Genomic DNA, 15,039 nt, shown 5'->3' on the forward strand with positions numbered 1-15,039 from the left:
ACGGTTCACTTTTTGAGCTTTGTTACACTCAGCGCCACTTACAAAGCGCTCATTAAATGTGCACTTGTAATCAGGATTCGGTCAACCTCTGACCTGTGGCCGTACAGCGAACGCCCTACACTAAAAATGATTTACTGGCGGCCACCCTACTTTCTACTGATGACTCACCTTTACTCTTTATAACTTTTCTTTCTCGCTATGTAGTAATGCATTACGTAATACCTTTTGAGCATTATCAAAAATAGCCTGACCAAAATCATCATTCCATTCTGGCCACATGCGTATCACATAATCATTGCTATTTTCACCAGCAAAGCGGGTTCCATTGTATTCATCAGCCATTTTTTTCAGGGCTTTTTGATGTGTTTCTTCGTCATCATTCCACACACCTTTTTTATCAACGTGTGCTTCTAGCCCTGCTAATGCCGCTTTTGGTAAATAAGCTAATGGTGCGCAATTACCCGAAATATAAAGGCTTAATATAGTCTCTAGTTCTTGGTATGCTTTTTCTTTCTCGATGGTTTCAAAGTGATAAATCGCATCTGTACCAAATAGGTGAGTAAATTGCTGCTGGCCCATTGCACATAGACACAGGTGATCAATCCAGGTTGCTAAAATTTCATGTGAGCGAATTTTACCGCCACGATAACGCAGCATTCCGGCCTGATAACGCTGTTTTAACCAACCTTGCAGTTCCATTTCACCATGAGAGAAGGTAAAGCGTAAACGCACTTCTTGATCATCTAATGGTAATGTCGTTAATGGTTGAATATGAGCAACCAAATCTTTTACCGTGTTCACTTCTTTATCTGCAGCTATCTCACCAAAGCTACCAATCGGTAATTTACCTTGGGCTTTTTGCTGCTGATAAAAATCGCGAGATATTTGAGATACATGGTTAGGATCATCATAGGCCAATAAGTCCTCTAATAGATCCGATTTCATACCATAGCCAGTACGACCATCGATGGTAAACGGCTCATCATCTTCAACTCGACTCTCTACCGTTTCAAAAAAGACTTTTAAGCCACGATTAAAGAAATAAGCAACAGGTAATCGCCAAAAACGTTGCAGTTCAGTAAGCTCCAATTCTTTTGTTTCTGGTGTATACACTAATGGCGCAGCCTGAAATTCAGGTGCCGCTGCCCCTTCTAATTTAGCCGTTGGTAACCACTCACTTGCATAGCTTGTGTTATCACCAATAAAACTTTGTTGGCTATAAGGAACCAGAGGGTGTTCTATGGTTAATTGCTTAACCAAGCGTTTTGCGGATGCTTCAGGATTTAACTCACTATCACCCTCTAGGCAATAACCTTGCTGGCAATATTCAAGTAACTCACTGACTAATACTGACGGTGCTTTTTCTGTGTTATCGCGAATTGAACGCCCAATATAACTTAAATAAAATGCTTTATTTGCCGATTGCAGTGCTTCTAAGAACAGATATCTATCATCATCTCGACGTGAACGGTCACCCGGTTTCATGCGTTTTTGCATTAAATCGAAACCTTCAACAGGCATGGTTCGCGGGTAAGACCCATCCGTCATCCCAAGCAAACACACCACATCAAATGGAATAGAACGCATTGGCATTAAAGTACAAAAGTTAACTTGCCCGGCTAAGAATCGTTGACTCGCTTTACCGCCAGATAAGTTATTTTTCAGATAATTATTAATAATTGGTGCAGAGATTGGCGCATCAAAACCCGCATCTTCTAAGTTCTCTTCTAGCTTTTGCAGTTGATCTCGAATGCTTTTAACGACCAATTCACCTTCTAATTCAACATCTAAAAAATCATCCATTAATTGGTTGATGGTGGTTCGCCATGTTGTAATGGCATGCGGTTGGCCTAGGATGATCTGATAAGTCAAAAGCTGATCAATAAACTGCGCTAAGTTACCGGCAATTTCCGCATTCATGCCCTGCACTTGTTCGTAACTCGCCATGCCTTCGAATAGCCCAGCACCTTGCTCCATCGCATAACCAAGCAACATGCGTTGAATACCAAATAACCACGAGTTTTGATTGTGTTCAGGAAGATCAAACTGTGCAGATGTGCTGTTATCTAATCCCCAGCGAATACCGGTTTCTTCAGCCCAGCGTTTCACAATTTCAAATTGCTCAGCATTGAATTTAAAACGAGACATTACGGCAGGCACTTCCAATAATGTGAGCAATTCAGAAAGACCACAACGATTCTCAGGCAGCGCCATCAAGGTCATGAAAGCCAATAACACTGGGTTTTCTTGCTCAGCACTTTGGTCTGAAATCGCAAAAGGAATATAACGATCAAACGCCGCATTACCAAAGACGGCTTGAATCGCCGCACTGTAAACATTGATATCAGCCACCATCACGATAATATCGCGCGGCTTTAAGTTTGGGTCATTAGCAAACATATCCAATAACTGATCATGTAAAACCTCGACCTCTCGCATTGGACTATGGCACGAATGTAAAAGAATCGAACGATCATTAGGATCGATTAATTGTTTATGCTGACTATTATCAAGCACATCATCACGACTGCGCTCTTCAAGATTTAAAATATCAGACTGAATGGAGTGCAACAGATTATCGCTACCAACATCAACAAAGGCATCAATCTCTTGTGCTTCCATTTCTGATAATAAACAAAGATTATCTCTGCCTAATTTACCCCACGAGGCAAGCAATGAATTCCCCACTTCAGAAGTATGTAATTCATCCTCAAAATTAGCCTCAATAGAACCTTTTAATTGTTCGGAATCACCAATATGCTCACTATGATCATCTAGCCATTTAACTTGCAGGCGATTACGGGCTTCTAAACGAGCAAGGTATTTTCTGTCTCGAATTTCTCCCCAGTAATAACGGCAAGGATTGGTAAACATTAAATGCACATCAATATGCTGACCTAACGCCGCAAGCGCATCTAAATAACGAGGAGGAAGTGAAGTAATGCCCACCACAAACAAACGCTTAGGCATCCCTTTTGGCAAAGTGCCCGTTTGTAGGTAATTTTCGAGAGTTTCAATAAAGTGCTCAAACATATTGGCACGATGGTAAGGCGAATGACCAAGAGCAAGCGTTTGATCATATAACGCTCGCCATAAAATAGGTTGCCAAGGATGCTCCCCTTCTAATTCAGCAACTTCTTCTCCGGCTTCCCACAGTTGAATCCACTCAGGGCGGAACACCAAGTATTGGTCAAAGATATCGGCAATTTTTGCAGCCAATTGATAACACTTAAGTTGGTTTTCATCATTTTCTAAATAGCGCTGCAGAGGTGCGAACTCATCTTGTTTTAACAGCTCGGGTAATAACGTCACTATCTTCCATGTCATGGCTTCTTTGTGAAAGGCACTGCGCTTTGGCACATCATCAAGTACCTGAGTAAACAGATCCCAAATAAAAGTAGCAGGAAGTGGAAAAGTGAGGTTAGCCGCAATACCTAACTCTTTTGCGAGTTCGATTTTGAGCCATTGTGACATACCGGGACTTTGAACAAGTATTTGCTCTTGCTCGAACGGGTTATCAAGGGGGTTAAGGCGAATTAACTCAACGACAAGTGATTTAAGAACATCAAGTTGATTTGAATGATAAACAGTAAACACACCCAGCTCGCTTATAAGAAAATGAAAGTTCCTATAGCTTAACGTAACTGGATGTGTTTGAAGAGAAAAAAAGCTTATAAATTAATGTGCATGACTCATATTTGCCAAACGATTTGTCATTCGAGTAATTGGACGGTAATGAGCTAAATAATGAATCGCAACATAACTTACCACACAAGTTGCTATCACTAATTCAACAACAGCGAGCGTTCTTACTTGGTAAACATAATTTGCCGCTACACCTTGGGATAACATCCAGTTCGCTGTTTTAAATAATGCGGTTGCACCAATGACCATAGGGAAGGTAAACGCTGCATAACCAGGACTAAATGGTAGTCTCATTAATTTAAAGAAAGCCATGTAAATTACGCTTGTCATTAACACAGCAATACCAAATAGAAGTGCAATAATCACAGGTGATGGTGAAGCTGTCACCGTTAAATAACCTGCTAATGATAAGCTTGCTGGCGCTGCCATGATTGCGATGGTTGGTTTTGCTGCATCTGGTACTTCATGACTAAAAATCAAACGGTAGATCATGATTGGTAACATAATTGCGTAGCTAACTAAACCAAACATTAATACCCAATGAGCCACTGATACTAATGATGCGTTACCAGAGAAAGAAACATCAGCAACAATTAAGCCTACCGGTGGAACAAACCAACTTGGCACCATATGATGCAATTCAAAATCTTTTGCTCGATGATAAATAAAAGAGATTAAGAAAATAATATGAACCGCTACCGCAGCAAGCCATAAAGCATCTCCCGCTGCACGGTAAAAATGCCCAATAGAAGCTGATACCACCATAGTACCCATTGCAAATGTTGGAGCGACACTACCAACAACAGGGTGCGCTAATTCATTCCATAAAACAGCAGGGTGTAATAAAAATTTAACGGCTAATACCAATAATAAAACAGACGCAATTGCCGCTGAGATCCACTGTGCATAACCATTTAATGGTAATGCGTTTTCCCAGCACCAACCTAAACTTGCGATGCCAAGAGCTAATCCCGCCATTGGAGTCGGAGCTCCTGCTATTTTTTGTTTTGTATAATTAAGCATGACAATAATCTCTGTTCTATTTAACGATAGAGCTATTTTAATCGGAGTAATCCATTAATAAAATTTGTATAAATTAAAAGTAGCGTTAAAATAAAATTAACGACTTGGCTTTTAATTAATTTAGGACTTCCTGTCATGAGAATTTCACTCAAGCAACTTAATGTTTTTACCGTAATAGCACAAGAAAAAACCATGACAAAAGCTGCAGAGCGACTGTATATAACTAAACCAGCCGTAAGTTTGTCTCTCTCTGAATTAGAAAAAAATCTCGGTTATAAAGTCTTTGATCGTGTAAATAACCGCTTAGTATTAAATAGTGAAGGTCGTCAATTACTTCCTCTAGCAGATGAGTTATTAGAACGAGCTGAAGTGATTGAGCACCAGTTTGCAGCGGATAGTCAGCTGACAGGCTCATTAAACATTGGAGCTAGTGATACGATTGGTAATCATATTGCGCCAGTATTATTGAGTAAATTCCAACAACAATACCCATGTGATATTCAGCAGTTATTTATTTCAAACACAGCACAAATCATCAATAGATTATTAGAATTTCAGCTTGATATCGGATTAGTTGAAGGTAAAGCACATCATCCAAAATTAAATATGATTGAATGGCGACGAGACGACATGTATTTAGTCTGCTCGCCTTCCCATCCTTTAGCGACTAAAGCTCAAGTGACATTAGATGATTTGGAGCATTCAACTTGGTTACTACGTGAAGAAGGTTCAGGCAGTCGCGAATATTTTATTAATCATATCGCCGCCAACTTAAATGACTGGCATGAATCATTACAACTTCATACCACTGAGGCTATCATTAATTGTTGTGCTGAAAATATGGGATTAGCATGTTTATCTCAACTCGCAGCACAAAACGCAATAAATGACGGTCGCTTAGTTAAATTGGCTTACAACAAAACATTGGCAAGACAATATTGGTTATTAGTACATAAAGAAAAATACCAAACGCCATTACTGCAATATTTTATGAACTTTATTCAACAATAATGAGGCTGTTTAGCCTCATTTCAATAAATATCTAACGCTGGTGAGCAGGAAGATCGTGAGTTTCATACGCATCTGCAAATGAATGGTTACGATCTCGATGTTTTGCTTCATCGTTTCGAATTTTAAGAATAACATCACGTAACATCGCATCACTTGGCAATTGATAATAATCTATCGCTATTTGCGGTGCGGCTTCATTTTCAACAGCACCCTCATCAATCTTAGCTAAATATTCCGTATAACTCTTACACGCTTCCTCTTCAAAATACCCAACCACACGATGAGCTATTTTCGAAGAGAGTAAATAAATAAAGCTATACACAACAATAAAGACAGCTTGACCTAGCAAAACTAAAAGACGTTCAATCCAACGAGGCTTGGCTATGTCTAGAAATATCATTAAATGCATTCTTTCATTTTCAGCTTCGCTTAGTAATTCTTGAATCCATCCCTGATCGTCTTTCATTCTACGTAATGCTTTCAAATGATTGAACATGCCAGCCACCATTCCAGGCACTGCTGCAATCGTTTCTAAAATTACAGCTCGTTTAGCATACTTTGAACCATAAAAAATATTCAAAAGGAACTTCAAACATTGAGTAATTTTATATGCGATCTTCTCTGAAATTTTATTCGTTGCTTTATGTTTCAATTCAAAATCTGACATGCTGTTCACCTTTTTAATTAAAGTTGCATTTAAAATACACCTTTAATTATTCTTGCTCAACTCTTTTTTCTTCAAATAAAAATTTGTCTTATCTGTTAGACGTTAACTTTATCTAACTTTCGTTTCTCCAAGTGGACACATAAGCTCGCTTACTGTATAAAACACCAGTTAATTAAATAGGAGAGACGACCATGGCTGTTATCGTCAAATATGTAGTTGAGCGCAACGGAGAAGAGAAGATGACTTTTACCTCTAAATCGGAAGCCGATGCTTATGACAAAATGCTTGATATCGCAGATGAGCTTTTTACTTTTCTAGGTGAAAGTGAACTAATTGAAGATGAAGCTAAGCAAGAAGAGATGTCTTTATACCTAGCTAAGCATAAAGAAGATCTATTAATTGCTCTAGGTGCTAAACGTAAACCTGCACCAAAAAAAGCAAAGATAAAAGCCGTTCAAGATGAAGAATCTGACGCAGCTTAATTGCTAAAAATACTTTCAAAATAGCAGCCTAATCGCTGCTATTTTTATTTAAACTCTATACATCTACTCGCTCTTCACTTTCTGCTTTTTTAACTTTTTCTATTTTTAACCAAAGTTTTATGGTTTCGCTCTTCTATATCACAGCAACTCTCTTTATGATGTGAAGTAAGATTTATTTTTAAATACTAATATTTATATGGAAATGGAGAATCATTACATGGCTCATTTTGCTCTTGCCTTTGGTACAGCGACAAAAAACCGCGACAATAAAATTATTGAAGCTTTCTTCCCTCACCCAGTACTTAACCCTTCTGATGCACTAGTTTCAGCTATTGCACAAGCAAGTGGTTACGCTGAAGGCAACCAAGCGATCGAAATTTCTTCTGAAGTTTGTACTGAACTTGCTAACGCATTTGCAGCAAGCGGTGATGTTGCTAACGCGGCATTTGCAGAAAAAGCAGTTCAATCTAAACAGCCATTAGTTCTTGTTGTTTTAGCTACTGATGAGCAACCTCAATCTGTTGCTGAAGGTTTCTTAAAGCTTCAACTTATCTCTAACCGTTTAGTTAAACCACACGGTACTGTTCTAGATGGTATCTTTGGTCTTCTACATAACATTGCTTGGACTAACCAAGGTCCAATCGATTTACCTGAACTTGCTGATCGTCAAATCGAAGCTCGTTTAGCTGGCGAAACACTAACGGTAGATTGCGTTGATAAATTCCCTAAAATGGTGGATTACGTGGTTCCTACTGGTGTTCGTATTGCTGATACTTCACGTGTTCGTCTAGGTGCTCATGTAGGTGAAGGCACAACAGTTATGCACGAAGGTTTCATCAACTTTAACGCTGGTACTACGGGTGTTAGCATGGTTGAAGGCCGTATTTCTGCTGGTGTTGTTGTTGGCAATGGTTCAGATATCGGCGGTGGTGCTTCTATCATGGGTACACTTTCTGGCGGCGGTAAAATGGTTATCTCTATTGGTGAGAACTGTCTACTTGGTGCTAATGCAGGTCTTGGTTTCCCAATGGGCGATCGTTGTACGATTGAATCAGGCCTATATGTTACTGCTGGTACAAAAGTAAGCATGCTAGATAATCAAGGCAAAGAAGTTGAAATTGCAAAAGCTCGTGATCTTGCTGGTAAAACCGATCTTCTATTCCGTCGTAACTCTATCACTGGTCAAATCGAGTGTTTAACGAACAAATCTGCAGTTGAACTAAATAGCGAATTGCACAGCAATAACTAATTTTTTAACTGGATTATATGAATAAGGTATTCACACTCTATTCATAAAGACCAAGGTAATCTTATGGCCAGTAGCGTAATTGTTACTGGCCATTTTTTATTGATATAGGAAACGAAATGAGACTACTACTTGCTTTATTACTGCCTTGGTTACAGTTTTTTACGATAGGACGTCCATTTAGCGGAATTATTTGTCTTATCTTACAAATCACATTAATTGGTTGGATCCCTGCTGCTATTTGGTCTGTTTATGCTCTAAGCCAATATAAAACAGATGAAAAAATTAAAGACGCTTTTGGGCGATAGAAATTAGAAAAACTCATACTACGCCCTATAAACGGCAACGCTTTTCTCAATGGTTTGAATAAGTAACTCTTTAAGCCATTGATAGCGTTTATTTTCTTTATTTCTCGTCTGCCAAATCAATTGAATATCAAATTCCCCAACATTAATTGGTGGCTCTGAATGCACCAATTTTTCAGAAAAAAGATCTAACTGAGCCATCAACTCAGGAACCACACAAATTAAATCTCTTTTTTTCATTAAATGTCTTATGGTTAAAAAATGCTTAGAGGCCACACTAACAGAACGACTCACTCCTAATGCTTTTAACTCTTTATCTACCCCTGTTTTTAATGCACCATCAGGGCTGACTAATGCGTGGGGCAAAGAAATATAATCATCAAGAGTGATTGGCGAACTAAACGAATGTCGCTGTCCATCCCACATACATACGTGCTTTTCTGTGTATAACGTTTGATATTGAAATTCTTTTAATTCTGGTTTCATGCTTCCAATAACAAGATCTAATGGTTCGGAATCAAAACGATCTTGATAGTTAGCTTTATCTACCGTAGTAAAACAAAGTTGCGCATTGGGCGCTAATCGATGAATGGCATCAAAAATATCTGCAGCAAAAAGAAGTTCTGCGTAATCCGTCATCCCTATTTTAAAAGTACCGGTAAACTCACTCGCTTCAAACGTATCCACCTTTAAAATATCACCAGAGATCGTTTGTAATACTTTATTAACTAAAGGATATAATTGAATTGCTTTTGCTGTAGGGATCATTTGATGCCCTTGTCTTTCAAACAAAGGATCATGTAGTAACTCACGCAGACGAGAAAGGCTATGACTCATCGCTGATTGACCCACAAACAATTTATTTGCAGCGAGTGAAACGCTTTTGGTTTCCATTAAAGTGCTAAAAGCGACTAATAAATTTAAGTCTACCGCCTTCCAATTAATTTCATTCATAGTTAATAACAATACAATCGATTTGAATAATTTTATAGTAACTCGTAATCTTGAACTCATCAAAATTGAATATCCAAAATTGGATCACACATCAAAAGCTGAGTAGATTATGTTTGAAATATTTAAACGATTTTTTTTGTTAGGCTGGGTAAGCTTTGGTGGGCCAGCTGCCCACATTGGTTACTTTAGAAATGAATTTGTTCAAAAGCGTGGATGGATTAGTGAAGAAGAATATGCTCAATTAATCGCATTAAGCCAATTTTTACCAGGACCAGGCTCAAGCCAAGTAGGTTTTGCATTAGGTTACCACCGCAAAGGCCTTCTGGGGGCTTTATTAGCTTCAATTAGCTTTACATTACCGTCTATTCTTATCATGGTATTACTTGCGAATATCAGTCACTCATTTTTTGGTAATGACGTTTTTGAAGGTGTTATTCACGGCTTAAAATTACTCGCTGTCGTCGTCGTTGCTGATGCTATTATGGGAATGTATAAAAGTTTCTGTAAAGATAAGCTCACCGTCTTCCTTTGTATAATGACAGCAACGTTGTTACTGATTTTACCGTCTATCACAACTCAATTGCTCGCATTATTTATTGCGGCACTGATTGGACGTTTTTACTTAAAATCAGATGATAAAGAGCAAATTGAACAAGACTCAAAAGGCATCAATTGGCTTCCTTTAATTATCTTTGCTTTATGCTTTTTTGTATTACCTACAGTTGTAAGTTACTCACCGCTACTTGGTTTATTTTCAGACTTTTTCCAAGCTGGTAGTTTGGTGTTTGGTGGCGGTCACGTTGTTCTACCGTTACTACAAAATATTGTTGGCGACCAAGTTAGCACAGATAGCTTCTTAACTGGCTACGCAGCTGCACAGGCTGTACCTGGACCAATGTTTACTTTTGCAACTTTCTTAGGTTACGAGCTATGGAGTGAGCAACCAGTACTTGGCGCTATCATTGCCACAGTTGCTATTTTCTTACCGGGTTTCTTATTGGTTCTTGGTGTATTTAACCACTGGCAAGTACTTGCTAAAAAGCCAGCACTTTCTGGAGCGATTATTGGTATTAATGCAGCAGTTGTGGGATTACTAATTTCTGCGTTGTATGATCCAGTATTCACAAGCGCTGTTAATTCTGGCTTAGATATGGCGTTAGTGCTTATCGGCTTTGCGCTATTAAAAGTGGCTAAACTTCCAATCGTTGGATTAGTTAGCTTCTTTATTATTGCAGGTGGTGTGTTGCCTTTTGTTGGGTGATTGATGAAAAATTAGGTTCAAGCATAATGTTTGAACCTAATTAAATTCACTATATCTGGATATCATGGTTTGCAGTGTAACATTTTTGGTCTCATTCCAACGGTCAAGCCACTCGGCTTTAATACTCACTTCTTTTAACGTCGCTACATTTGCACCAGAAATCACTGTGGGCATGCTATCTTTTACTTCCCAACTTACTTTATATCCATTAATTAACTCTGGTGTCGCCTGAGTTACGATGGTATCAAATGCAATGGTTCCATCAGCACTACCGTCCATAGAGCGAGTTCTAAAGTATTCAAGTTTAGACTCTGCCGCATATAACGCTTGTATACTATTCGCTGCATATTCTGATTTTTTATCTACAAAGACTTGTAGTTTTATTAAGCCTAAAACACCAACAATTAATAAAACAAATGAAATCAAAACCTCAAGTAAACTAAACCCTTTTTGTTTAGAAATCATGCCAAGATCCTTTTACCCATCGAGGTTGTGCAAGACCAGAAACTAATTCATTCACAATATCACTGTTATATTTAAAATTTGAACTCGTATAAAAAATAGCCGATTGATTTTTTGTATCAAAAAATTGTCCACCTAACAGTGTAAATGCACCATGTTGATAAAAAGAGGCCGTAGATAAAAATTCTGGTGGGAATAATGAGTTAGGCTTTCCTCCGTGAGGGTATAATTTACTATATGCATCTGTTCCATTCCAATTACTTCCATCTGTAGGAACTGCATAATCATGATTAAAATGAAAAATAACTCCTTTCATATCTTTGGCTGTGGTACCTGAAGGTGCCCCCATTATTGACAAAGAGCCATCATGAATAACAATAAAGGCACCATTTTTACTCTTATTCATAGCTTCTGAGAAACCTTCATATTGAGCCGAAGTAATCTCACAACTACCCTCAACCCAAATATATGCTTTACCTGCATTAATCCTATCTTTTAATTTAGTTCCACATTCAGATAAACGTTTATCATTTCCACTTCCTGAACCATATAAAATATCAAACTTTCCATTATCTCGAATCACGTTATGGTCACTTGGTTCTATACCAAATAAATCCTTAAACGGTGAAATCTTACCATCTCTTAGAAAATCCGACTTGAAATTAGAACTACCAGCAGCTGAATCTGTTTTATGGTCAGGACTACAATCTTTACCTTGGTTATCAAAATCACTACTAGGTTTAACGCTATGATTTACTCCTGCATTTTTAATTGCACCAAAAGCACCAATCTTATCCTTATATCTTACCGCTACACATTCCCATCCATCTGCTCCTAGCTTTACAGGATCAGGAGATGTAAAAGTCACACTTGTATAAAAATATAAATTAGAAGCAGATTTAATTGCACCATCACCACCATCTCCACCTAGCATGAATTCTTTTTTTACAATCTGAGAGGATTTTTGAGCATTAATAAGATAATGAGCAGTCGATGCTATTGATAAAGAATCTAAATTTAAAGGAGCACACTCACTGATCACTCCACTAGGAACTGTTCCTGATATAAATACTTTTGAAAATACGCACTCAACACCACCTTCAGCAGCCCAGTACCCTTTTCTTGCCTCGACCTCATTTTGAGCTCGTTTTACTTGATAAAAAATATGTTTATAGCTTCCTAAAGATAAAATTAAAGAAGCCATTAAAATACAGCTAGAAACGAGTAAGGTTATTGCCCCCCTTTGCTTTTTATTCATTTCCAGTTCCTTTGTTGTATTTTGATTTCAGAAGAGTACTGATGATTTGTATTTTTTAGTTCGGCTGTTGTTGAAATAGTTAAATAGCCCGAGCTCACAGAATTACCTAGGTGTGTATAATTAAGAGAGAAACTCGACACATTTATGATGTTATTATCAATTAATGATAAGCATTGTGGTAAATAGTTAATATCAGGAATATGATTCATATTTTTTCTAGAGCAGATTTTTATTGTATTTGAATCATACTTAAAAGAAGCAAAACGCCACGCAGATGATGCTGCAGGCTCCAACTGATAAATAAAACTTAATTGAGCTCCTGAAACATGAATAATATCATTTGCGCCCGATAATATTGCGAGGTCAGAACTACCACCTTGATACCCTGCTCGTTGACTTTCTTCTTTTATAAACCGTAAAGCATCATTTAACTCTTGAACTAATAATAGATTTTGACTTCTTTCTGCATAGATCTTCTGTCCTTTAATGTAAATATTCCCAACCAACATTAAAGCTACCAAACCAATAGAAGAGGCAATTAGAAGTTCTATCAATGACGCTCCATATTGTTTACGATTAACATTTTTTATAACCATAAAAAGCCCCCTCAAGTCCACATAACTTAATTCGACCTGTAATATTATGAACAGATAATTTTAACTTTTTATTGTTATCTTTATAAAAATAAAAACTTCTCGATAGATTAGGCGTTGCTCTAACAGGATCAAAAGTTAGAACTGATATACTAGATGACATTGTTATATTGGGGTGATTAAGTGATTCTATAAATGCTAATGATGTATTTTTTGCTTCAGCAATAGTTGCAACAGAAGAACCTTCAGGATTTAAAGAGATAATCCAACTTACTGAGTCATCTATATAAAATAAATTTAACTTTTTATTTTGTAAAACAGATTCAGATTTAGCTTGAATAAAAAAACCTTCAATCTCTCCCGCAAATCGTTTTACACTTTGATCTTCCAATAAACGAGTAAAACTAGGCCCTGCCGCCATTAATAAAATAGACAGTACAGCAATACTGATAACTAGTTCGAACAGAGTAAACCCGCGAGGCATTTCGCAATTTCCTTTGCAACATTTTCATTATGGATATTTCATCTTGCTTGAGAGAGTAACACCGATTAAAAGTAGGTATATTCAATTTCAATGAGTTATCGAAATGATTCGAATAATTAATAGTAAGAACACATGTGTATTTCAAAAAGGCGTGACATTAGTCGAATTGCTAATCGTTCTTGCAATCATTGCAATTCTAAGTGCAATAAGTTATCCAAGCTATACATCATATGTTTTAAAAAGTCACAGAGCTGAAGCCTTAGAAGTACTAACAAAAATACAACTTCATATAGAGAGTGAGTATCCAGAAAGAACGGAAAGCACGGCAAAAGAAAAATATCAAGCACTCTTAGAACTTACAATTGATAAAAATACTGGAGCTTGTTTAGATGATAGTGTGTGTAAAATTAATGATAAACGATATTCAATATCTTACAGTTTGACTAACTCAGGAATGAATATTTATAAGCTTTCAGCAATCCCACAAAGCGATTTAGGCCAAGATAGCGATAGTTGCGGTACTTTAACTTTAAATGCAGGAGGTGTCGGCACAGGGGCACTTCCAACCTGTTGGTAATCCATAACTCTTTTCTAAATCGCAAATAGCAAAAAAGCTCATATCTTCCGATATGAGCCTTCTTTAATATGGCAGGGATGGAGAGGTTCGAACTCCCTACACGCGTGTTCTTATGGCGGGGAATCCGCTGCTCTTTCCTAAACTGCAAATAGCAAAAAGGCTCATATCTTTCGATATGAGCCTTCTTAAGTATGACAGAGGTTGAGAGGTTCGAACTCCCTACACGCGTGTTCTTATGGTGGGGGAATCCGCTGTTATTTCCTAAACTGCAAGTAGCAAAAAGGCTCATACCTTTCGATATGAACCTTCTTAAGTATGGCAGGGGTGGAGAGATTCGAACTCCCTACACGCGTGTTCTTATGGCTGGGGAATCCGCTGCTCTTTCCTAAACTGCAAATAGCAAAAAGGCTAATATCTCTCGATATGAGCCTTCTTAAGTATGGCAGGGGTGGAGAGATTCGAACTCCCTACACGCGTGTTCTTATGGTGGGAGAATCCGCTGCTCTTTCCTAAACCGCAAATAACAAAAAGGCTCATATCTTTCGATATGAGCCTTCTTAAGTATGGCAGGGGTGGAGAGATTCGAACTCCCTACACGCGTGTTCTTATGGTGGGAGAATCCGCTGCTCTTTCCTAAACTGCAAATAGCAAAAAGGCTCATATCTTTCGATATGAGCCTTCTTTAATATGGCAGGGGTGGAGAGATTCGAACTCCCAACACGCGGATTTGGAATCCGCTGCTCTGCCAATTGGAGCTACACCCCTGTAGTTATTTTAAAGACTTAACTCTGTCTAAATAAGTGGCGGAGTGGACGGGACTCGAACCCGCGACCCCCGGCGTGACAGGCCGGTATTCTAACCAACTGAACTACCACTCCGCAGTGTCTATTCAGCATAATTGCTATTTTTGATTTTACTTTTATTAAAAAGTAAAAATAAATAGTAGCCTGGCGATGTCCTACTCTCACATGGGGAAACCCCACACTACCATCGGCGCTATTACGTTTCACTTCTGAGTTCGGCATGGGATCAGGTGGGTCCATAATGCTATGGTCGCCAAGCAAATTCTTT

At 38.1% G+C, this 15,039-nt stretch carries 14 protein-coding genes, 2 tRNA genes and 1 rRNA gene; 6 read left to right on the top strand and 11 right to left on the bottom strand.

Annotated elements, in window-relative coordinates:
* Positions 1 to 177 precede the first annotated feature (177 nt).
* Positions 178 to 3,597 (bottom strand): exodeoxyribonuclease V subunit gamma, encoded by a 3,420-nt coding sequence (recC, locus tag HC728_RS17110; RefSeq protein ID WP_190395801.1) that lies wholly within the window; start codon positions 3,595 to 3,597, stop codon positions 178 to 180.
* A gap of 81 nt (positions 3,598 to 3,678) precedes the next feature.
* Positions 3,679 to 4,668 carry a TDT family transporter gene (locus HC728_RS17115; protein WP_190395802.1) on the bottom strand — a complete coding sequence of 330 codons (990 nt, stop codon included), beginning with the start codon at positions 4,666 to 4,668 and terminating at the stop codon, positions 3,679 to 3,681.
* A 135-nt stretch (positions 4,669 to 4,803) separates the two neighbouring features.
* Here HC728_RS17115 and HC728_RS17120 point away from each other — a divergent pair, with 135 nt between their 5' ends.
* A complete protein-coding gene (locus HC728_RS17120; protein ID WP_063669603.1) occupies positions 4,804 to 5,679 on the top strand; it encodes a LysR substrate-binding domain-containing protein in 876 nt (291 codons plus the stop codon).
* A 31-nt stretch (positions 5,680 to 5,710) separates the two neighbouring features.
* Here the strand turns inward: HC728_RS17120 and HC728_RS17125 are convergent, their stop codons facing one another.
* Complete coding sequence (locus HC728_RS17125; RefSeq protein ID WP_012533333.1) at positions 5,711 to 6,346, bottom strand: alternative oxidase; 636 nt, start codon at positions 6,344 to 6,346, stop codon at positions 5,711 to 5,713.
* A 191-nt stretch (positions 6,347 to 6,537) separates the two neighbouring features.
* Here HC728_RS17125 and HC728_RS17130 point away from each other — a divergent pair, with 191 nt between their 5' ends.
* The 3 genes from HC728_RS17130 (at position 6,538) to HC728_RS17140 (ending at position 8,382) form a co-directional block, all read left to right on the top strand.
* Positions 6,538 to 6,828: a YebG family protein gene (locus tag HC728_RS17130; RefSeq protein ID WP_005417850.1), complete on the top strand. Its 291-nt coding sequence runs from the start codon at positions 6,538 to 6,540 to the stop codon at positions 6,826 to 6,828.
* 217 nt (positions 6,829 to 7,045) lie between these two features.
* Positions 7,046 to 8,077 (top strand): 2,3,4,5-tetrahydropyridine-2,6-dicarboxylate N-succinyltransferase, encoded by a 1,032-nt coding sequence (gene dapD, locus HC728_RS17135; RefSeq protein WP_011261330.1) that lies wholly within the window; start codon positions 7,046 to 7,048, stop codon positions 8,075 to 8,077.
* Between the two features lie 116 nt (positions 8,078 to 8,193).
* Positions 8,194 to 8,382, top strand: a complete 189-nt coding sequence (locus tag HC728_RS17140) for a YqaE/Pmp3 family membrane protein (RefSeq protein ID WP_005417846.1) — start codon at positions 8,194 to 8,196, stop codon at positions 8,380 to 8,382.
* Between the two features lie 18 nt (positions 8,383 to 8,400).
* On the opposite strand, the gene HC728_RS17145 is transcribed toward HC728_RS17140, so the two are convergent.
* The gene (locus HC728_RS17145; protein ID WP_041941307.1) at positions 8,401 to 9,393 is read right to left on the bottom strand and encodes a LysR family transcriptional regulator; all 993 of its coding nucleotides are present in this window, start codon (positions 9,391 to 9,393) and stop codon (positions 8,401 to 8,403) included.
* Between the two features lie 49 nt (positions 9,394 to 9,442).
* Between HC728_RS17145 and chrA the strand changes: the two genes are divergently transcribed.
* Entirely contained in the window at positions 9,443 to 10,594 is a 1,152-nt protein-coding gene (gene chrA, locus HC728_RS17150) for a chromate efflux transporter (protein WP_063644000.1), read from the top strand.
* 36 nt (positions 10,595 to 10,630) lie between these two features.
* Here the strand turns inward: chrA and HC728_RS17155 are convergent, their stop codons facing one another.
* The 4 genes from HC728_RS17155 to HC728_RS17170 are packed head-to-tail and all read right to left on the bottom strand — an operon-like array spanning position 10,631 to position 13,391.
* Positions 10,631 to 11,059, bottom strand: coding sequence for a prepilin-type N-terminal cleavage/methylation domain-containing protein (locus HC728_RS17155; protein ID WP_065622256.1), 429 nt, complete (start codon positions 11,057 to 11,059; stop codon positions 10,631 to 10,633).
* Positions 11,049 to 12,314: a hypothetical protein gene (locus tag HC728_RS17160; RefSeq protein ID WP_190395803.1), complete on the bottom strand. Its 1,266-nt coding sequence runs from the start codon at positions 12,312 to 12,314 to the stop codon at positions 11,049 to 11,051. Before HC728_RS17160 ends, HC728_RS17155 begins: the two co-directional genes overlap by 11 nt.
* Positions 12,311 to 12,910 (bottom strand): PilW family protein, encoded by a 600-nt coding sequence (locus tag HC728_RS17165; RefSeq protein WP_063658463.1) that lies wholly within the window; start codon positions 12,908 to 12,910, stop codon positions 12,311 to 12,313. The genes HC728_RS17160 and HC728_RS17165 overlap by 4 nt, the downstream gene beginning before the upstream one ends.
* Positions 12,891 to 13,391: a prepilin-type N-terminal cleavage/methylation domain-containing protein gene (locus HC728_RS17170; RefSeq protein WP_012533097.1), complete on the bottom strand. Its 501-nt coding sequence runs from the start codon at positions 13,389 to 13,391 to the stop codon at positions 12,891 to 12,893. Before HC728_RS17170 ends, HC728_RS17165 begins: the two co-directional genes overlap by 20 nt.
* A gap of 103 nt (positions 13,392 to 13,494) precedes the next feature.
* Between HC728_RS17170 and HC728_RS20165 the strand changes: the two genes are divergently transcribed.
* The gene (locus HC728_RS20165; RefSeq protein ID WP_012534278.1) at positions 13,495 to 13,968 is read left to right on the top strand and encodes a type IV pilin protein; all 474 of its coding nucleotides are present in this window, start codon (positions 13,495 to 13,497) and stop codon (positions 13,966 to 13,968) included.
* A 688-nt stretch (positions 13,969 to 14,656) separates the two neighbouring features.
* Here HC728_RS20165 and HC728_RS17180 read toward each other — a convergent pair.
* The 3 genes from HC728_RS17180 to rrf form a co-directional block, all read right to left on the bottom strand.
* A tRNA-Trp gene (locus tag HC728_RS17180) sits at positions 14,657 to 14,733 on the bottom strand.
* 36 nt (positions 14,734 to 14,769) lie between these two features.
* A tRNA-Asp gene (locus HC728_RS17185) sits at positions 14,770 to 14,846 on the bottom strand.
* A 67-nt stretch (positions 14,847 to 14,913) separates the two neighbouring features.
* Positions 14,914 to 15,029: ribosomal RNA gene (gene rrf / locus HC728_RS17190) — 5S ribosomal RNA — on the bottom strand.
* Positions 15,030 to 15,039: the final 10 nt, after the last annotated feature.

It is taken from the genome of Aliivibrio sp. S10_S31, from assembly GCF_014694495.1.
In the GTDB taxonomy this organism is placed as follows: domain Bacteria; phylum Pseudomonadota; class Gammaproteobacteria; order Enterobacterales; family Vibrionaceae; genus Aliivibrio; species Aliivibrio fischeri.